Raw genomic sequence first — 17847 nt, 5'->3', positions numbered from 1 at the left:
CTTTCTTGTCGCGCTGCGAAGCCTGGAGGTCAAGCCCGGTCGATACGTCGTAAAGTTGAGCATAGATCAGATGCAAAACATAAAGGCACTGAATTCAGCACATACCGCATAAGCCATCGGCAATTGCTCAATCACTGAGCAAAAAACTAAATTTTACCTTATTTCAAACGCAATTCCTGCTGGTGAGACTTGACCCCCACAGCATTTGCGAATGAGATAGGCTGGCTCGCCGCTGGAGGGTTGGCGAGCAACCGGCCGTATTCGAACAACGATCAAGGGGAGCGGCCCGGTGACGTCAGAAAATAAAACACAAACAAAGGTTGGGAAAATGAAAAAGACAATTCTGTCAGCCGCGATTGGCGCTGCAGCCCTGGGCTTGGCCTCGGCAGCATCGGCAGCCACGCTTGATGACGTTAAGGCAAAGGGTGTCGTCACCTGCGGCGTCAGCGCTGGCATTCCGGGTTTCTCGAATCCAGACGACAAGGGCGAGTGGACCGGTATCGACGTCGATTACTGCCGCGGTATCGCTGCCGCCGTTTTCGGCGACCCGACGAAGGCTAAGTTCGTTGCCCTGTCGAGCAAGGACCGTTTCCCGGCGCTGCAGTCCGGCGAAGTCGACGTCCTTACGCGCAACACCACCTGGACGATCAGCCGCGACACATCGCTCGGCTTCAACTTCCGTACCGTCAACTACTACGACGGCCAGGGCTTCATCGTGAAGAAGAGCCTCAACGTGAAGTCGGCACTTGAGCTTTCCGGCGCTGCTGTCTGCGTCCAGACCGGCACGACCACCGAGCTCAACCTCGCCGACTACTTCAAGTCCAACAACCTTCAGTACAATCCGGTCGTCTTCGAAAAGGAAGCCGACGCTACGACTGCTTATGACTCCGGTCGTTGCGACGTCTACACGACCGACCAGTCCGGCCTCTATGCAATCCGCCTGAAGATGAAGAACCCGGACGAGAACATGGTTCTGCCGGAAGTCATCTCCAAGGAGCCGCTTGGCCCGGCCGTTCGCCAGGGTGACGACAAGTGGTTCGACATCGTGTCGTGGGTTCACTACGCCATGGTCAACGCCGAAGAACTCGGCATCACATCGAAGAATGTCGATGAGCTGAAGACCAGCGGCGGACCGGACGTGAAGCGCATGCTCGGCAGCGAAGAAGGCTCCAAGATCGGTACCGATCTCGGCCTTACGAACGATTGGGCTTACAACATTGTCAAGCTGGTCGGCAATTATGGAGAAGTCTTCGACCGCACCGTCGGCCCGAACACTCCGCTCAAGATCGAGCGTGGCCTGAACGCTCTGTGGACCAAGGGCGGTCTGCAATACGCCCCTCCGATCCGTTAATCGGACCGACATGGACATGGGCATGGAGGTGGAGAAATCCGCCTCCATGCATCTAAAATTCCCGCAAGGGCAAAAAGTCTCCAAAAAGGAGATAAATAAACTAAGGGGATTCGTTTATGGCCGGCATGGCCCTCAATTCCGAAACGTCTGACACCAAAAAGCGGGCCTCGTCCCTGATAAACGACCCGAAAGTGCGCGGGATATTCTATCAGGTCCTGACATTGGCGCTTCTCGTCCTCTTCGTGTGGACAGTCACCCAAAACACGATCCACAATCTGCAGAAGGCAAACATTGCCTCCGGTTTCGGATTTCTTCAGGGCCGCGCCGGTTTCGACATCGGCCAGTCGCTGATCGCTTATACAAGTGACTCCACCTATGGCCGCGCGCTGCTCGTCGGCATTCTGAACACCTTGCAGGTAGCCGTTCTTGGCATCATTACGGCTTCTATCATCGGCTTTATCGTCGGCATCGCCCGCCTTTCGCAGAACTGGCTCATTGCCAAGCTCGCGCAGGTCTATGTGGAGTTTTTCCGCAACATCCCGCCGCTGCTCGTTATCCTGTTCTGGTACAAGGGCGTCATCGCCGTACTTCCGCAAGCGCGCGAATCTCTGAATCTGCCCTTCCAGAGCTACCTCAACAATCGCGGCCTGTTCGTGCCAAAACCGATATTCGGAGATGGTGCCTGGGCAATCGCCGTAGCGTTTCTGATCGGTATCGTCGCTACGGTGTTCGTAGCGCGTTGGGCAAAGAAGCGACAAATGCTCACCGGAAAGCCGTTTCATACCGTTTGGACGGGTTTGGCGCTAATCATCGGCTTGCCGATCCTGACTTTCCTGGCACTCGGCGCACCGATCACCTTCGACTTCCCCGTTGCAGGTCGCTTCAACCTGACAGGTGGTTCGGTTCTTGGACCGGAATTCATCTCGCTCTACCTGGCGCTCTCCTTCTACACGGCTTCCTTCATTGCCGAGATCGTCCGCTCGGGCATCAAGGCTGTGCCGAAGGGCCAGACCGAAGCAGCAAACGCGCTTGGGCTACGCTCAAATGCTATAACACGACTGATCGTCCTCCCGCAGGCGCTCAGGATCATCATCCCACCACTGACAAGCCAATATCTGAACCTTACCAAGAACTCGTCTTTGGCGGTCGCGTGCGGGTTTGCAGACATTTATGCAATCGGCGGAACGATGTTGAACCAGACCGGTCAGGCAGTTGAGATCGTTGCTCTTTTCCTTGTCGTCTATCTGTCCATCTCGATCACCACGGCGATATTCATGAACTGGTTCAATGCCAAAATGGCCTTGGTGGAGAGATAATCATGGCCACGACCTCTTCAACTTTCGTGCGCCAGGACATGCTGGCGCAGCAACCGGCGCCGCTCGGTGTCAGCGGCCCGTCACACTGGTTCAGAACCAAGCTGTTCGCAACGCCGAAGGATACGGTTCTGACCATCCTGGCGCTTGCGCTGCTAGTCTATGTCATCCCAGGCATGATCAATTGGCTGTTTATCGATGCCGTCTGGACCGGTTCGGACCGGACGGCCTGTGCGACCGTCATCCAGGGCGGCATTCTTCCAGACGGTCAATCCGGCGCATGCTGGGCTTTTGTCGAAGCAAAATTCCAGCAGTTCATGTTCGGCCGGTACCCGGCTGATGAACGCTGGCGGCCGATCCTCGTCGCGGTCCTTTTCGTGATCCTGCTCATTCCGATGCTCATTCCGAAGGCCCCCCATAAGGGATGGAATGCGCTGGCGCTCTTCATCATCCTGCCGTTCATCTCGTTCTTCCTGCTGATCGGCGGCTTCGGCCTTCCGCATGTCGAGACTCAGCTCTGGGGCGGATTGATGGTAACGTTGATCCTCTCTTTCTTCGGGATCACCGTGTCTCTGCCGCTTGGCATTATCCTGGCGCTCGGACGGCGTTCGCAAATGCCTGTAATCAAGACGCTCTGCGTCGTCTTCATCGAGATAATCCGCGGCATTCCACTCGTCACGGTTCTATTCATGGCAAGCGTCATGCTGCCGCTTTTCCTGCCGGATGGATGGACGTTCGACAAACTGCTTCGCGCCCTGATCGGCGTTTCGATCTTCGCCTCCGCCTATATGGCGGAAGTCATTCGAGGCGGTTTGCAGGCGATTCCGAAGGGACAGTTTGAAGGGGCGGACTCGCTGGGATTGACCTATTGGCAAAAGACGCGGCTGATCATTCTGCCGCAGGCAATCAAGTTGGTCATCCCAAGCATCGTCAACACTTTCATTGGCCTGTTCAAGGATACGTCACTCGTCTCGATTATCGGCATGTTCGACCTTCTGGGGATCGTTACGCTCAACCAGTCGGATGCCAACTGGTCGACGCCGGTCACGCCGGTCACCGGTTACATTTTTGCCGGTTTCATATTCTGGCTTTTCTGCTTCGGCATGTCGCGATACTCCGCCTTTATGGAGCGACACCTCGACACCAGCCACAGGCACTAGCCGCAACAAGAGTTAAAGGGGAAAACAATGGCTGAAGCCCTAACGAAAAAACTGACCGTTTCCTCGACCGAGGTTGCAGTCGAAATCATCGGCATGAACAAGTGGTATGGTGATTTCCACGTGCTGCGCGACATCAATCTGAAGGTGATGAAGGGCGAGCGCATCGTCATTGCCGGGCCTTCGGGCTCCGGCAAGTCGACGATGATCCGTTGCATCAACCGGCTGGAAGAACATCAGTCGGGCAATATCCTCGTCGACAATATCGAGCTTACCAACGATCTGAAGAAGATCGACGAGGTGCGCCGCGAGGTCGGCATGGTGTTCCAGCACTTCAACCTCTTCCCGCACCTGACCATCCTGGAAAACTGCACGCTGGCTCCGATCTGGGTTCGCAAGATGCCGAAGAAGGAAGCCGAAGAGATCGCGATGCACTATCTGAAGCGCGTCAAGATCCCGGAACAGGCCAACAAATATCCGGGCCAGCTCTCCGGCGGCCAGCAGCAGCGCGTGGCGATCGCCCGCTCGCTCTGCATGAAGCCGAAGATCATGCTGTTCGACGAACCGACCTCGGCGCTCGACCCGGAAATGGTCAAGGAAGTGCTCGACACCATGGTCTCGCTTGCCGAAGAAGGCATGACCATGCTGTGCGTGACCCATGAGATGGGTTTTGCCCGCCAGGTCGCAAACCGCGTCATCTTCATGGACCAGGGCCAGATCGTCGAGCAGAACTCGCCGGCCGAGTTCTTCGATAATCCGCAGCACGAGCGCACAAAACTCTTCCTCAGCCAGATCCTGCACTGAGGACAGCTAAATATCGAGATGAAAAAGGGCGCCTGAAGCGCCCTTTTTCATCTCACCATTTGTAGGAATAACTCGCGTTAACGCTCGATACCGTCGTTGCATCGGTGAAGTTTCGGTTCACGCTGCCGCTCAGCGTTATGTTCTCGCCGAGAGGTTGCTCGATCCCGAAACTGGCAGCAACTGCCGAAAAATTCGCCGAACCATTGGCAACGGCTACGAAGGCGGTTCCGCTCTCACGCTGCCTCAACTTGATCGATTGGCTCGCGTCCAGTCCTGCCCAGTCTTTTTGCACACCGTCATAGCGAACCACATAGCTGGATTGACGCTCAAGATTGAAGGTTGGCGTAGCAATCTGCTTTTCATAATAGTTCATGCTGATCGCAGCGCTGCCTGCATTGCCATCCATATTGATCCCGATATCACGGCTCATCTGGTAAGCGGGGCGCTTCCTATCCTCGGTTTTTATCCTGCTCCAGAACTTGAGAGGTGTATTCACCACCTCACCAGTCTTCGACGAATCCACACCGACATTGAATCCGGCCTCTGTTTCGAGCCGCACGGGCAGCCGGAGTCCCAGCTTCACGGCGTAACTTGTGTCCGAGTTCTTGATCGGCTGCCATATCAATGGACGTTCATCCGCCCAACTTGAACTAGAGATGGAGGCGGCAAGCAAAACCGCACCCGCCAGGGCGAGAATATTTCTGTTCATATGTATCCCCACTCGAAGGCTCAAAGACAATGCAAAGGTCCGGGCCACCCCGCGCGGCCCGCGAAAAACCATTTCAGTGTATTGAAGGCGCCAAACACGAAGCTCCTGCTCCCGGCACCAAAATTACCTTCCCCTGCGTGACGCAACGGAACCGATGAACTGGATAATAGCTTAGAATGCACCGCAGCGAAATTCCAAAAGTCCTTTCGCATATGCGAACAAGCGCGGGTAAAATTTCACCCTAACGGGAACAAGATCGGATTTGGACCGTTGCCATCTGCCGATTTGAGGGAGACACCTATGAAGCTGACATTTGTGTCAACGCTACTGGTTGCATTGGCTCCAGCGCTGAGCAATAGCGCCTCCGCTGCGTCGATAACCTATGGAAGCCTGGAAATTGTCAAAGGATCGGACGTCGAAAATCGCTTCTTGAGCGCACGCGACGAATGCACGCTTGAAGCTTCAACGCCGCCGCGCGTACACCCCTTTTTCGACAACTTCCTCAATCAGGCTGCGCTGAGAGCCTGCCTCTACCGCAAAGGTTTTTCGAGCAGAGGGGATTATGTCTATCCGGTCCCACTCTACGGCAATCCCGTGCGTAGCCGATAAGCAGGGTGGTGGCTGGCAGCAAGCGCGACAGACTGGGCTGGGCTGGGCACGAGTTCTGTACCCGTGTTCTGGTACAACAAGCTGCCTGCATGTGAGATATAGACAAATAAGAGAGTGGCGACCCCTGCAGGACTCGAACCTGCGACCTGCTGCTTAGAAGATACCGTTTTTTTCAATGATCTTGGCAGTGTAGTTGCAAACTGCGTCTAAAATCACCTACTAGATTTCAAGTGCTTATCGTTCGTTTACAAACCAGCCACAGGTTTACTTGGCTGTACTTTACGATAATATCGATCCATCTCTGGTTGCGCAAGAAAACTCGGCAAGTTGACTTTGGATGCGAACGAGGCATCATTATCTCGGCTTTACATGGCGTACGATTCGCCAGCCTCGTCACTGTACGATGTCCCGCCCTCCCCTAGAGGTTAACCGGTAACGCCCCGCAATGGGGTCGGTGTGCGATCCTGCGGTCTCATCCAGATAGCAACGGAGAAGGCATGTGGGTCAGTTGACTGAAGAAGATCACAACCAAATGGATAGGTTCATCGGCCGCATTCTTGATCAATACAAGAATGGGAAGTGCGAGAAAATTTCGGCTCGCGGCAATTTAGTCCATGTCATAGCCGCCCTCGACAAAGGACAAATCGACGAATTCAGATCCTTCATCAGATTGAAAAACAAAGATCTCGATGACTAGTCCCGGATACTTTTAGAATTCCTACGCGAAGGGCGGCTCGCAAGCCGCCCTTTCTTTTAGCCATACCGCCTCAACGCCTCGTCCACCTTCCCGAACAACGCATCAGGCGAGTTGTCGTTCGCGATGACGAGATCCTCATCGCCACACCCGCGCTCTGATTCGTGATGCCCGGGAATGCCGCCGCGACCGACCAGCTTGTAAATGTCGCCTCCGAGACGGCGGATCGCTGCGGCCTCATTCGGGAAGCGGCAGTCGTCGACGACGACGCGGCCGCCACTTGCCCAGGCGCGCGCGACTCGCTCCCGCCATAGATTGATCCAGAAATCGGCGCCGATACATTTCCGACCCCATTCCGTGCCGAGCGTCTGCATCGCATGGCGGGGAGATTCGCCACACAAGAGAGTTGCGCCAGCCTCTTTCATCTCCCCCTCGATCTGCTCTTCCGACAGACCGATCACCCGCATCATATCCTTCAGCGGCCCGGCGAACTTCACGCGTGTGTAGCCGTGCTTCTCAACGAGGTAACGGGTGGCAGTGGACTTGCCGCTGCCTGCCTGGCCGGTGAAGGCGACGATGGGAGGCAGGTTGTCGTTGGCTGCCTCGTACTTGCCGATTGCCGCGCCGAGCGCGTGCAGTTCGGCAGGGACTGCGGTGATGCATCCGGGATCGTCTGAATGGATGGTCATAGTGCCTCCTCTAGTTTTCTCGCCGGCGTACCGGGCTTCACCACCGGCCGGAACCTGCGCACGTTGAACGGCGGATCCTCATCGCCGAACTCAGGGCAGACGCCGCGGTTGACGCCCTCCAGCCTCACGCCGATGTAGTCGCCGTTCATGTAGCTGGTGACAGGGCCAACCCAGCGGGCCTTGTAGACCTGGCCCTTGGTGATCCCGAGGTACTGCTCAGCATAGATGCCGTCGTCGATGCAGACGATCTCGTCGCCAGGTTTGATGGTGGTCATACGTTCCACCCCATGAACTTCTTGAGGACGTCGGCCATGCGAGCCGCCACGCCGCAGTGCTCTCGAGTCCTGCCGTAGGTCGTCAGGTGCTCGCCGTGCGGCTCCGGCGAATCATGGCAGCGGCGCGCGTAGATAACGACTTGGTCATAGCCGTAACGGTCAGCAACGTCGCGAGCGGCAGAGAGCGGTATTCGAACCATGTCACGCATCGAGCAACTTCCTTTCGATGGCATAGCAATCATCTCCGCCGGTGTAGCCTGAGCTATCCTTGATGAAGTGCTTCGTGCCGTCCTGCATGCTAATGACAAGCTGGGTGCTGCTGTAAGAGCGGTCCCAGTGGATGCTGGCGACGTGATCCGTGTTGACGGAAAGCTCTCGTGTCAGTCGGGTGAGTGCCACTATGCCGCCCTCCCCCACGTCGGTTCCTCGACGCCCAACTCGCTCGGCTCGACATAGACGATCGGCTTGCCTGCCTTCAAAAACGACTCGAACTCGTACTTGAGGCCGACCGAATCCCACCAGCCTCGCATCTCGAGTACGATGAGCGACGACGCAGCGTCTATCAGAGGCTGGTCCTGATCCTTCCAGAAGTCCCACGTGCGCGGCAGCTCCTGATAGCGGGTTACGGCATGGCCGTGGGCAATCGGGCAATAGATCCGCATGCCACGAGCCATCAGCTTGCCAGCGCATTCCGTGACGACGCGAGCCGCCTCATCCATCCCGGCGTCGTACTTGGCGTAAGGCGAGCCTAGATAAATGAAGCCTTGCAGCTTCGCCAGATCGTCTAGTGTGTGCAGCGGCTCGCTCTCCTGGTCGCGTGCCGCCAGTTGCTTGGCGCTGTAAAGGTATGGCTTGCCGCTGCCTGTGTCTCCTCGAAGGCTGGCCGGCACGTTGTCATTCGCCGCGACGTACTTGTCGAGCGGGCCGAATGTGGTTGTTACCAGATCTGCGGAAACGGTATAGCTGGGCATCAAAACGCCTTCCCGCCTGCCTTGAGCCGGTTCTCGATCTTGTGGTCTTCGCGGTTGTCGTTGTAGGCCATCTTCTCGACGATCGCGCCGCCGAGGTCGTAGCCCATGAACGTTGCCAGGTCGCCGATGCGGATCATAGCGTCGGCAAGCTCTACCTCCATCATCTTCCGGTGCGGCAGCTTGTCGTCGTCCAGCTTCTTGCGGAAGCCTTCCATCGCCTCACTGACCTCGGACACGATGAGCATCAGCATCTCCGGCACGTTGCGATCGAGTGCCTTGCCGGTGGCGAGATCGGTGTACCAACCTGCCTTACGGCTGCGGGCGTGGCAGTCGGCCGCGAAGATGTTGATGGCTGCGGCGTGGGTGTAGGCGGGTGGCTGGTTGTCGTTGGCGGCTATGAGCGGATGGCCTTCCCATAGCTTGGCATTCAAAGATCTGTTCAGCATTCTAGCCTCCTCTGTGGTGGTGGTTGCCGCCGGTTGGTAAGGCCGGCGGCGTCTCTTGCTCAAGCCGTTGAATGCCGATACGTATGTATCGGGCACTCGGGGTGGTTCATGGGCAAAATTATTGGCGGCCTATTCCGGCTAATCGGAAAGGCACTTTGGTTATTGGTGGCGTTCATCTTCGTCTTGATCGGACGATTTCTGATGACCTTCCTTGAGAATTTTTTCGGTACTCCGGCTGCGAAAAAGAGACAGCGTCAGCGAGAGAACGACGAACTCCGCAAGCTTCGGCTAAAGCGGGCACGCGAACGCGACTATTACTAAGCCGCCTTCCTCTGATCCGCCGGCACATTGTCATTGGCGGCCGCATACCGCCCCGCAACCATCTCCGGCCGGAGCGTCGACCTGCCGACCTCGCCGTATTGCCGGGAATAGGTGATGACCTTGGCCGAACGTCCGGACAGCCAGCCGCCGCCAGCAGCATAGGCATCAGGAGCGGCGAGCGTTTCGTGGCGCTCGACATACATCAGGCCGGACTTGCGGCCCTCGTCGCTATGCAGGTGGCCGATGTGAGCATAGGCGAACTTGCTGCGGCCATAGAGTTCGCGGAAAATGCCGGCGAGCGTCGCATCTACATTGTTGACGCCGCGCTTGTGGCCGTGATGCCAGAACAGCGCCGTGGCTCCCCACTCATAGGCGTAGTAAAGGCTCGGCGAATTATCGACCGTGATGCGCGGCTCGTCCTCGTACATCGCGGCCAGCATTTCGCGCAGCCAAGCAGATGAGGCCGGATCGTGATTGCCCGACGCCATGATGACGTGGACGTGCTGGTGCTTTTGCAGCAACATGTCGATGATCCGGCGAATGGTTCGGATGACGACGCGGATGACCTTCTGTAGGCGGCTGTCGGCGTCGAGGACATGCTTGTGCGCCGGTGTTACGCTCTCGAGCGCGTCGTGGTGCATAAGGTCGCCGATCTGCGCCAAGACGGCGGTGTGAGCCTGCGGAGCGTTGGCGATCGCCGCGGCAAACCAGTCGAGAATGAGTTGCTCTGCAATGCGCAGATCGTAGTCGGATCCCGTCTCCTCGCGCCACGACAGCATCCCGAAATGGTTGTCGGTGACTGTGAACTGATTAAGAAGGTCCGATTCGACATTGGCCGGCGGCGGCATGATGGTGACCCGTGGTAGATCTTCTTTCAGCGCCGCAACGGTAGCGGCAAAGATCGCTGCGGCGTTGTCGGCATCCGTCGCAGTCTTGATCCACTTGGCGACTTCCCTGCCCTGCCCGTCGACGAGTGCGGACACGCCTTTTACTACCTGTCCCTGTGGAAGCTCGAAGACCTCTCCCGGTGCCTTCGTCTGCTTGATCCAGGTATCGCCATGCTTGCTGGCGATCGACTTGATGGCGTATCCCGGCAGTACCGGGTCCGTACCCAGATGGCCGCGCTCGGCGGCGCGATGAATGTATTTGTGGGCCGTGGCGTATCCGACGCCCATGAGCTTGGCTACGGCGCGGATGCTGTTGTGCTCGGCATATAGTCTGCCGGCCTGCTCGATATTTTCGGGCGGGATGGAATGGCTCATAGAATCTCCGGGTTGGTGAACATTACGAGGCAAGGCGAGCCGCCCACCTGCTTTGCGAATTCCGGAGGCGTCCACGCGCGGTCATCGTCAGAGGGGATTTCCAGCCACGTGATCCACTCCTGCCGCTTCGCAACAGGAACGACATACCAGTGGCCATCGTTGTCCTGAGACAGATAGAAACGTTCGGTTAGCCCCATGATGTCGGCCATTCGGGCAGCGAGATCCGGATTGGCTTCGAGCGTCTGCATTGCGGCGCCGATATCGACGACGATCGGTTCTGACATGCTGTCTCCTGTAGTGGGGTGATTATCAGTAGTAGGAAGCGATGGCGGTGCACCAAAGCCCGCCAAACGGGCAAAGATATGTGCCGACTGCCAGCCCCGCAGAGACCTGTGCCGTCTCGCCGAGGCCTAACAAGCCTAGTGCGAAGAAGCCGACGACCCACGCGAGGCTGGAAAGGATGAATTTCTTGTGGCTACTCACGACATCCGCCCCAAAAGCGCGCAGACCTCAGTCGATGGCACGACGAAGCCATAGCCGACGAGCGAGGCAGAAAAGCCCATGGGCACGCCCATGACGCCGACGGTGATGCCGATGAGGTCGCCAGAGGGACCAAAGACAGGGCCGCCACTCTGGCCTTGCACAGTCGTGATATCGGTGACGAACACGGACTTCCACGGCCCCTGCGCTCGCGGTGCACCGGCAATCTTGCCGTATGCCGAGATGAATTCGACCGACAGAGGATTGCCGATTGCCTCGATGACAGTGCCAGCCGAGACGGTGCGGCAATCCAGGTGAGCAGCCGGCAGCATCTCCGGCGACGTGCGCAGCAGTGCGATGTCGTATGTCTTGTTGACCCAGAGGACATCGGCGGGCCGGATCTTGCCGTCCTTTGTCTTCAACTCCACGGTCGCAGCATCTCCGGCGACGTGCGCAGCAGTAACGACAAATCCATTGCCGATATGGACGCCGGAGCCGTGGCCGTTAGTGAGGATGACTTTGACGGTGGCCGCCTCAGTGGCTGGCGCGGCCATGTATGTTTCGACGGATGCTGCGACCGTCGGTGCGCCGAAGTATGCGGCGCTTGAGAGTGCGACTGCGAGGGCTGCGTATGCGATGCGTCTGAGCTTCATAGCGACGGTCTCCTCTGTTGTGGTGAAAAAACGGCTGGTGAGGCCGGTGATCATGTCTATATTGCTTTTACAAATTTGTCAAGATTTGCCGCCTTTTCGGGAGGGCGCACAAAACAAAAAAGCGCCCTCCGCGGTTAGGCAGAGGGCGCATCGGGTTGAACTGGTCGTGAGCTGTTGCTAATGTGCGGCACGGTTTCGTGGGGGCAAACGGCCAGAGCGGCGATCACGCGCTCCGGTCGTTTGCTCCGGAACATTTTGCTTACAAACGCCTTTTAGGATGGTCACGAGAGCAAACAGCCCCCTTCCCCCGCTTGAGTTCGCCCCCGAACTCTCTTTGCTCTCGTGACGTCCCTTCCCTACTCGCTTTTTACTCCGCATCTTGACTCTCACACGCAATGAGAACAAAAAGGGAACTCAAGTAAGAGGTGCACCCATGGCCAGCGAAAAATTTATCGTCCTTCAATTCAAGAAGAACCGAGGCCAGATCGTGCCGGGCGAGATGAGGCAGGCCTCGAATGCGGTCTCCGCCGAGAAGATCGCTGCCGCTATGGCACCGCGCGTCATCGGCGTCGCGGCTTACTCGGTCATGGTCGACGAAGAGACCGGCGACATGGCATCGCCACGCCTGATATCGCAGCACGGCGAGACAACCGACATCGCGGCGTGAGCCTAGCGAACATGAGAAAAAATCAAATCGCCTTCGACAACTGGTGGTCCTGCCTCGCCCCTGAGGAGCAGGCGGCACTGGATAAAGTTGCAGCCCGCAAATTGTTCAACGCTGGCTTCCGCTACGGCGTGGACACTAATAAGCGCAAATTCGTTTTTATGATTGGCCGCCGCCGTATCACCGTAACGGCATCGAGCCGCGAAGCCGCTAAAAGGATGGCGGAACAGGCCTTCAAGAAAAGAATGGCTGCTGCTGGCAAGCCCCTGCCCGCTGTAGGTTGGACGGCACAACTGGCGTCCGAAGAGGCGACAGCGCGATGACACCGGTCACGCTCCGCGAATTCCGAGGCGAGGCCATCAAGATATCTTGCGCTCGATGCAACAAGCACGCGACCCTCGATCGCAAATCGCTCGTAAAGAAGTTCAGGGCGAATATGAAGTTTGTTCGGTTAAGCCGCGTGCTGTCGATCGGCTGCGAGAGACACGGAACTGGCCAATGTGAAGCGAGTTTTCCCGGTCTAATGAAGTGAAGCTCACCGTCGTCGAGAACTGATGAGGCCTTTGTGTGTAATCTTTACAATGTTACGACCAACCAGGAAGCCCTGCGCGCGCTGACGAAGGCGCTCCGCGACAACCTCGGCAATCTTGAGCCGACGCTCGATATTTTCCCCGACAGGCCAGCGCCCGTGGTGCGCAACACCGATGACGGGCGCGAAATAACGCGCCTGACCTGGGGCATGCCGACGCCGCCAAGCATCCTTCAGGGCAAGCCTGATACGGGGGTGACGAATATCCGCAATGTCGCCTCGCCGCACTGGCGCCGCTGGCTCGGTCCACAGAACCGGTGCATCGTGCCGTGGACGACATTCTGCGAATACGAGGACACCAAGCCAAAGAAGACCAAGCGCTGGTTTGCCATCAATGAGGACCGCCCGCTTGCCTTTTTCGCTGGCATCTGGACGGGGTGGAATGGCACGCGCGGATCGATGAAGACGCCGCGCGAGGGTGAGCACCAGTTATTTGGCTTCCTCACGTGCGACCCAAACGCCGTGGTGAAGCCGATCCATCCGAAAGCCATGCCAGTCATTTTAACGACTGAGGAAGAAGTCGAGGTCTGGATGAAGGCGCCTTGGGAGGAGGCGAGCAGTCTGCAACGGCCCCTGCCCGACAACGGGCTCATCCTCATGCCTATCGAGGAGCAGCAGGGCAGTCTTTTATGAGCGACGAAACCAGAATCACCCGCACCGACTCCGTAATCGTTGAGCACTACTGCGACCACGACGGCTGCAAGAAGTGGGGCTGCTACGGCTTCGAGGAAAGCAGAGCCATCACGCTTTGGTATTGTGCCGAGCATCAGCCGCGCGTCTATCGCGGCCTTCCTCGGCACGGTGAGGCACGGTTAGCAGCTGCCGAGATCGCGGATGTGCTGAAGTGAGATGTCCTGGCAGAAGGTCTACCAGTGGCGCGTAACTTGGCCCGGCGAAGGCCTGGAGGACTGGTCCGCATACGACGGCCCGATCTACATCGGTCGGATCGAGCGCGATAAGACGACGCACACCAAGCGGGATTGGTTCATGTGGTCAGGCGGCGCGGCACAGCATGACGGATTCAAGACGCGTCTCATGCCACATCAGGGATGGGAGAAGGAACACTGGCAGGCCGCCAAGGCTGTCGAAGACTGGTATGACGAGATGCGGAGGCGGAACGGACTCACAGTCGTCGACCGTCAATCCAGACGGTAGATATCCGCATTGTCCTGCCGATCCCGAAGCCCCTTGTAGGACGGGTGGCGGAGCTTCTGATCCAGCGTCCAGGCCCGATATTCGATCTCGGCAATGAGCGTCGGGTTCGTGTGGACGACATCCTTCCCTTTCACATCGACGACGGACTTCTTCACCTTGAGCTTATCGAGCGTCGTCCGTAGCTGGCGCGCCTCGTCGTGCTTGAATCCGGTCCCGACACTACCGACATAGGTAAGCACGTCGCCCCGATAGGCTGCAAGTAGCAGGCTAGCAATCCCTCCGCGCACGGCAGATGAAGGCTCGTAGCCGACGACGAAAAAGCTGTCGCTCTGCACGCACTTGATCTTGAGCCAGTCGCCGGTACGGCCGGATCGGTACGGCCGATCAGCATGCTTGGCGATGATACCTTCCAATCCGAGCTGACAAGCATTCGCCAGCAGCGCATCAGGATCAGCATCAATTTCCTCCGATATTCGGATCTTGCCTTCGTTATGAGGCAAGGCATCGTTAAGGAGATGCCGGCGAACGCGATACTCGGTGCCGGTCAGGTCGTGCCCGTCGAGGTACAGCAGATCGAAGGCGTAGAAGATGGCATCGTGAGATGCCTCCCGCCCCGCCGCTTTGCCGCTGGCGCCCAGCGAGCGCTGCAGTAGGCCGAAATCAGAACGTCCTTGATCGTCGAGAACCACCGCCTCGCCGTCGAGGATCATCGTGGTTGGTCCCAAGCCCCTCGCCGCCTCGGCAATTGCCGGGAATCGGTGCGTCCAGTCATGCCCGCCACGGGTGAGAAGGCGAATGCGCGACGATTCAATGTGGACGGCCAGGCGGTATCCGTCCCATTTGACTTCGTATGTCCAGTCGTCGCCGTGCGGCGGCTTACTTTTGAGGAGGGCAAGGCACGGCTCGATCCGCGCCGGCATCGGATCGAAGGGAAGTTTCGGCTGGTCAGGATCACGCTTTGGGATCGGTCGGCTTTTCAGCGGCGCATGATCATCGGCCAGCAGGGGCTTTCTTGGGCGCTTGGTCATCGAGCGAGTGCACCACGCAAACATTAAAACATTGGGAACTTTGACTGCGTAGGGTGGTAGGATAGGTACTGCTGCGAGGAAATTGCAATGCGCGGTCGCATCCCATCGAATGTAGTTCTTCGACCTGAGGATCTGGCGTTGCTTGAACGCGTCTTCGCCCAAGTGATTCCGGAACACGATACCCACCCGGATGAGCTCGCTATGCTGCTGGTACGGTTGTTTCAGGACGGATTAACCACTGAACCAGAACTCCTCAAAGCGGCTGAGCGATGGTTTCGGTAGACCGTTAAATCCTCGGGAACGAATCACTTGAATAACGATTGAGTCGCAAAACGGAGTATTGCGTATGGACCTCAATCAGACCGAGCCATTAGCGTTTTCGCAGATGACGGCTCATCAGCGAGATCGCGTGCTAGTCGAGCTCGCAAAAAGCCTAGCGTATACGGCACTAGTTTCTCGAACTCTCTCAACGAACCACCATTTTCGGTTGGAGGAACTCGGCACGCAAATTGAGCGAGACCACGCTTTCCTTTCTGCCGACTATGAGGCTGCGGCAAAGCTTGTCTTCGAAGCAATCACTCTGATTGCTGATTTCGAATACGAGATGGGCAGAGGCGAGACGAAGCATTAGTTCGTGAGACGAACCACCACAGGCGCCACAGGGCATACCACGCTGCGGGAAAGGTCGGCGCCCCCTCTCGCGCGCGCTGGCTTCATTTGGCAGGTGGGAACAAAAAGCCCCCCCCCCCGCTAGGCGCCACCGAGTGCTGCTCGGGCAATACCCATCAGCCGGTCATGGGGCTGGAGCTGTCCAGTTACCGGGTTACAAATATTATCCCCCGCCGTTGACGTAAATTCCTGATCGAGGCAAGTATAAATCCGCAAATTCTCAACAATAAGGGGTTTATTCATGCATAAGTTTTTTCTGGCTTTGGCGATCTTCATCGCTTCCGGATCTGCATCCTTTGCAGCTGAATTCGGTGAACTAGCGGGTACATACACCGGTGAGACAGCTAAGGGTAATGCTATACTCATCGTTGTCCCGAAGAGCGGTAATCCTAGCTATACGTTCGCTGGCTCACCCTTCCGCGTGAGCGGCGCCAAAGTATCTGGTAAAACAATCAGCATGAACGTTGGCCCGAACGGTCTCGGTCGTGTCTTGATTACTGCAAGCGGCAAAGGTGCTTCATATAAATATACCGACAACAAGGGCAGCACGTCAGCATCTCTCGCAAAAAATTGATTAGATCAGGAGCCGTCTAGCTTAGTCCAGGCGGCTCCAGCTTTTGATGTCATGGCATGGGCTCGGCCGTCATGAAACTATTCTGAGTAACCTCCCGCAAATGGTGGAAGGACCTTGTCTTGTGAGGCCTGCGTGCTCGTCGTCTCTCCCTCGGCAACGAGCCTACGCTCTATTCGAGGCTGCCTCCGCAGAGATTGTCAAACACCGTACCAATCTGCGGGGAACAATCACGTCACGCCAAGCGCACAGAAGAGGTCACGGCGGTGGCATGGTTATTGCTGAGTGAATGTCAGAGAGTGGCTCAAGAGGTATTTTGTTTTGGAACGAGACACATTGCATACCTTCGAGCCCGTGAGACTGGCATCAATTGGCAGCAGAAGAGACATCATTGTCAGTACCGTCGAAGACGCGGCAAGGGAACTCCTGACGGAATGGCCGGACGATGATGGTGAAAAATTCTATGAAGCTGTGAAAGCGTGCCTCGACTGCCTTAACGAGCAAGGGGAAACAGAAGTAGCACGCACGGCCTTCATTCAAGCTGCTTGGGAAGCCGGTATGCAGGTCGAGAGTTAGCCGCGAGCATTCAAAGAAGCCAGATTAAGGCACCACCCAGGACTGCCCACATGGTTAGTGAGATCAGGAGCACCACCAGATAGTTGCGAAACCGACGCGTCATATTCCCCAACATCTATCTGTCGAGAAAGTTCGCTTCTGACCTACAACCACTGAGCGCGCTCCGTGTGAGCGGACCCTTCTTTTAAGTTGACGTAATCCGAGCGCTTCCTACCTTGAGAGCAGGAGGAAAAGTTGATGATCGCTGATATCGAAGTCATACGTCGGGACGAGTGGCACTATGTGCGCGTTGAGGAGGACGGCGAAGTCCGCGAGATGCGGTTTATCAATGAGCGCTTCGCTCGAGATTACGCTCGAGCATTAAAGAAACAGCACTCCGGTCACGTGCCCGACAACGTCGTACCGTTGCACTGAGTAGGGTTTGGCGAGGCCGCCGGAAGCGCTCGGAACTATTCGCAGCCTTACCAGTTTCACAGCCGGTCACCTTGTTTTGTCCATCTCAAGGTTTCCTCGGCCCCGCTACTTCCACGAAGTTGTAGCGGGGCTTTTGATGTCGGGGCAGTAGCGGCAGAGTTAACCCTTTACGCTTACCATTATCCGAATAATCTCTTGCAGGCCTATATAGTTACCTGAATATTACCTCGTTCAATCGCGAGGCTTATTATGGCAGGCAAAAGGCTTTATACTGTCCGTTCTCCTAGACTTACCTTTCGGAAGCGCCCGAAAAAACCGGTTAAAAATGTGCCGCTACCCGTTCGCCCGACGAAACCCGAAATTGTCTTCGTTTATGCTGACGAAATCTTGGATCACGTTTTCGTAGAACCTACCAATGATAACGACCGTCAATATTGGTCGTTGAAG

Annotated in this window: 28 protein-coding genes; 16 read left to right on the top strand and 12 right to left on the bottom strand. The window is 57.0% G+C overall.

The features are described from left to right. The first annotated feature begins 328 nt into the window (after window positions 1-328). The 4 genes from MRBLMR1_RS05935 (at window position 329) to MRBLMR1_RS05920 (ending at window position 4625) form a co-directional block, all read left to right on the top strand. The gene (locus MRBLMR1_RS05935; protein WP_148148041.1) at window positions 329-1351 is read left to right on the top strand and encodes an amino acid ABC transporter substrate-binding protein; all 1023 of its coding nucleotides are present in this window, start codon (window positions 329-331) and stop codon (window positions 1349-1351) included. Window positions 1352-1467: 116 nt separating this feature from the next. Beyond that, entirely contained in the window at window positions 1468-2667 is a 1200-nt protein-coding gene (locus tag MRBLMR1_RS05930) for an amino acid ABC transporter permease (RefSeq protein ID WP_148148040.1), read from the top strand. A gap of 38 nt (window positions 2668-2705) precedes the next feature. Continuing rightward, entirely contained in the window at window positions 2706-3824 is a 1119-nt protein-coding gene (locus MRBLMR1_RS05925; protein ID WP_394353629.1) for an amino acid ABC transporter permease, read from the top strand. A 27-nt stretch (window positions 3825-3851) separates the two neighbouring features. Beyond that, complete coding sequence (locus tag MRBLMR1_RS05920; protein WP_183686040.1) at window positions 3852-4625, top strand: amino acid ABC transporter ATP-binding protein; 774 nt, start codon at window positions 3852-3854, stop codon at window positions 4623-4625. Window positions 4626-4677: 52 nt separating this feature from the next. Here MRBLMR1_RS05920 and MRBLMR1_RS05915 read toward each other — a convergent pair whose 3' ends face one another. Beyond that, window positions 4678-5334, bottom strand: a complete 657-nt coding sequence (locus tag MRBLMR1_RS05915) for a hypothetical protein (RefSeq protein WP_148147664.1) — start codon at window positions 5332-5334, stop codon at window positions 4678-4680. Between the two features lie 300 nt (window positions 5335-5634). Here MRBLMR1_RS05915 and MRBLMR1_RS05910 point away from each other — a divergent pair, with 300 nt between their 5' ends. Then, window positions 5635-5943 carry a hypothetical protein gene (locus MRBLMR1_RS05910; RefSeq protein WP_148147663.1) on the top strand — a complete coding sequence of 103 codons (309 nt, stop codon included), beginning with the start codon at window positions 5635-5637 and terminating at the stop codon, window positions 5941-5943. A gap of 753 nt (window positions 5944-6696) precedes the next feature. Here MRBLMR1_RS05910 and MRBLMR1_RS05905 read toward each other — a convergent pair. Genes MRBLMR1_RS05905 through MRBLMR1_RS05880 form a run of 6 tightly spaced genes read right to left on the bottom strand, consistent with a single transcriptional unit; the run spans window position 6697 to window position 9018 of the window. Next, window positions 6697-7326, bottom strand: a complete 630-nt coding sequence (locus MRBLMR1_RS05905) for a deoxynucleotide monophosphate kinase family protein (RefSeq protein ID WP_500063999.1) — start codon at window positions 7324-7326, stop codon at window positions 6697-6699. Continuing rightward, complete coding sequence (locus tag MRBLMR1_RS05900; RefSeq protein WP_500063998.1) at window positions 7323-7601, bottom strand: hypothetical protein; 279 nt, start codon at window positions 7599-7601, stop codon at window positions 7323-7325. Before MRBLMR1_RS05900 ends, MRBLMR1_RS05905 begins: the two co-directional genes overlap by 4 nt. Continuing rightward, a complete protein-coding gene (locus MRBLMR1_RS05895; protein WP_500063997.1) occupies window positions 7598-7810 on the bottom strand; it encodes a hypothetical protein in 213 nt (70 codons plus the stop codon). The genes MRBLMR1_RS05900 and MRBLMR1_RS05895 overlap by 4 nt, the downstream gene beginning before the upstream one ends. Continuing rightward, a complete protein-coding gene (locus tag MRBLMR1_RS05890) occupies window positions 7803-8000 on the bottom strand; it encodes a hypothetical protein (protein WP_500063996.1) in 198 nt (65 codons plus the stop codon). Before MRBLMR1_RS05890 ends, MRBLMR1_RS05895 begins: the two co-directional genes overlap by 8 nt. Beyond that, a complete protein-coding gene (locus MRBLMR1_RS05885) occupies window positions 8000-8572 on the bottom strand; it encodes a DUF1937 family protein (RefSeq protein WP_500064045.1) in 573 nt (190 codons plus the stop codon). Before MRBLMR1_RS05885 ends, MRBLMR1_RS05890 begins: the two co-directional genes overlap by 1 nt. Then, complete coding sequence (locus tag MRBLMR1_RS05880; RefSeq protein WP_500063995.1) at window positions 8572-9018, bottom strand: nucleoside triphosphate pyrophosphohydrolase family protein; 447 nt, start codon at window positions 9016-9018, stop codon at window positions 8572-8574. Before MRBLMR1_RS05880 ends, MRBLMR1_RS05885 begins: the two co-directional genes overlap by 1 nt. A gap of 108 nt (window positions 9019-9126) precedes the next feature. On the opposite strand from MRBLMR1_RS05880, the gene MRBLMR1_RS05875 reads away from it, so the two are divergent. Further along, a complete protein-coding gene (locus tag MRBLMR1_RS05875) occupies window positions 9127-9339 on the top strand; it encodes a hypothetical protein (protein WP_500063994.1) in 213 nt (70 codons plus the stop codon). On the opposite strand, the gene MRBLMR1_RS05870 is transcribed toward MRBLMR1_RS05875, so the two are convergent. The 4 genes from MRBLMR1_RS05870 to MRBLMR1_RS05855 are packed head-to-tail and all read right to left on the bottom strand — an operon-like array spanning window position 9336 to window position 11734. After that, complete coding sequence (locus MRBLMR1_RS05870; RefSeq protein WP_500063993.1) at window positions 9336-10601, bottom strand: oxidoreductase; 1266 nt, start codon at window positions 10599-10601, stop codon at window positions 9336-9338. The genes MRBLMR1_RS05875 and MRBLMR1_RS05870 overlap by 4 nt on opposite strands. Then, window positions 10598-10885, bottom strand: coding sequence for a hypothetical protein (locus tag MRBLMR1_RS05865; RefSeq protein WP_500063992.1), 288 nt, complete (start codon window positions 10883-10885; stop codon window positions 10598-10600). The genes MRBLMR1_RS05870 and MRBLMR1_RS05865 overlap by 4 nt, the downstream gene beginning before the upstream one ends. Before the next feature lie 25 nt (window positions 10886-10910). Further along, window positions 10911-11084, bottom strand: a complete 174-nt coding sequence (locus MRBLMR1_RS05860; protein WP_500063991.1) for a hypothetical protein — start codon at window positions 11082-11084, stop codon at window positions 10911-10913. Continuing rightward, window positions 11081-11734 (bottom strand): S1C family serine protease, encoded by a 654-nt coding sequence (locus tag MRBLMR1_RS05855; RefSeq protein ID WP_500063990.1) that lies wholly within the window; start codon window positions 11732-11734, stop codon window positions 11081-11083. Before MRBLMR1_RS05855 ends, MRBLMR1_RS05860 begins: the two co-directional genes overlap by 4 nt. 433 nt (window positions 11735-12167) lie before the next feature. Here MRBLMR1_RS05855 and MRBLMR1_RS05850 point away from each other — a divergent pair, with 433 nt between their 5' ends. The 5 genes from MRBLMR1_RS05850 (at window position 12168) to MRBLMR1_RS05830 (ending at window position 14142) form a co-directional block, all read left to right on the top strand. Further along, a complete protein-coding gene (locus MRBLMR1_RS05850; protein ID WP_093001526.1) occupies window positions 12168-12401 on the top strand; it encodes a hypothetical protein in 234 nt (77 codons plus the stop codon). Window positions 12402-12412: 11 nt separating this feature from the next. After that, the gene (locus MRBLMR1_RS05845; protein WP_500063989.1) at window positions 12413-12721 is read left to right on the top strand and encodes a hypothetical protein; all 309 of its coding nucleotides are present in this window, start codon (window positions 12413-12415) and stop codon (window positions 12719-12721) included. A 242-nt stretch (window positions 12722-12963) separates the two neighbouring features. Beyond that, window positions 12964-13620 carry an SOS response-associated peptidase gene (locus MRBLMR1_RS05840; protein WP_500063988.1) on the top strand — a complete coding sequence of 219 codons (657 nt, stop codon included), beginning with the start codon at window positions 12964-12966 and terminating at the stop codon, window positions 13618-13620. Continuing rightward, entirely contained in the window at window positions 13617-13835 is a 219-nt protein-coding gene (locus MRBLMR1_RS05835) for an EsV-1-7 cysteine-rich motif-containing protein (protein WP_183686175.1), read from the top strand. The genes MRBLMR1_RS05840 and MRBLMR1_RS05835 overlap by 4 nt, the downstream gene beginning before the upstream one ends. Window position 13836: 1 nt before the next feature. After that, window positions 13837-14142, top strand: a complete 306-nt coding sequence (locus MRBLMR1_RS05830) for a hypothetical protein (protein ID WP_500063987.1) — start codon at window positions 13837-13839, stop codon at window positions 14140-14142. Here the strand turns inward: MRBLMR1_RS05830 and ligD are convergent. Further along, window positions 14127-15170, bottom strand: coding sequence for a non-homologous end-joining DNA ligase (ligD, locus tag MRBLMR1_RS05825; RefSeq protein WP_500063986.1), 1044 nt, complete (start codon window positions 15168-15170; stop codon window positions 14127-14129). The two genes, MRBLMR1_RS05830 and ligD, sit on opposite strands and share 16 nt — an antisense overlap. 87 nt (window positions 15171-15257) lie before the next feature. On the opposite strand from ligD, the gene MRBLMR1_RS05820 reads away from it, so the two are divergent. From MRBLMR1_RS05820 to MRBLMR1_RS05800, 5 genes are all read left to right on the top strand, one after another. Beyond that, a complete protein-coding gene (locus MRBLMR1_RS05820) occupies window positions 15258-15452 on the top strand; it encodes a hypothetical protein (protein WP_112458410.1) in 195 nt (64 codons plus the stop codon). Window positions 15453-15516: 64 nt separating this feature from the next. After that, window positions 15517-15801 carry a hypothetical protein gene (locus MRBLMR1_RS05815; protein ID WP_500063985.1) on the top strand — a complete coding sequence of 95 codons (285 nt, stop codon included), beginning with the start codon at window positions 15517-15519 and terminating at the stop codon, window positions 15799-15801. Window positions 15802-16080: 279 nt separating this feature from the next. Next, window positions 16081-16413 (top strand): hypothetical protein, encoded by a 333-nt coding sequence (locus tag MRBLMR1_RS05810; protein ID WP_500063984.1) that lies wholly within the window; start codon window positions 16081-16083, stop codon window positions 16411-16413. A gap of 333 nt (window positions 16414-16746) precedes the next feature. After that, a complete protein-coding gene (locus tag MRBLMR1_RS05805) occupies window positions 16747-16986 on the top strand; it encodes a DUF982 domain-containing protein (protein WP_500063983.1) in 240 nt (79 codons plus the stop codon). Between the two features lie 237 nt (window positions 16987-17223). Then, window positions 17224-17400 carry a hypothetical protein gene (locus tag MRBLMR1_RS05800; protein ID WP_183686004.1) on the top strand — a complete coding sequence of 59 codons (177 nt, stop codon included), beginning with the start codon at window positions 17224-17226 and terminating at the stop codon, window positions 17398-17400. The last annotated feature ends 447 nt before the right edge of the window (window positions 17401-17847 follow it).

This window comes from Neorhizobium sp. LMR1-1-1.1 (genome assembly GCF_040675795.1).
Classification (GTDB): domain Bacteria; phylum Pseudomonadota; class Alphaproteobacteria; order Rhizobiales; family Rhizobiaceae; genus Neorhizobium; species Neorhizobium cellulosilyticum.
This window is presented reverse-complemented; position numbering and strand designations above follow the sequence as displayed.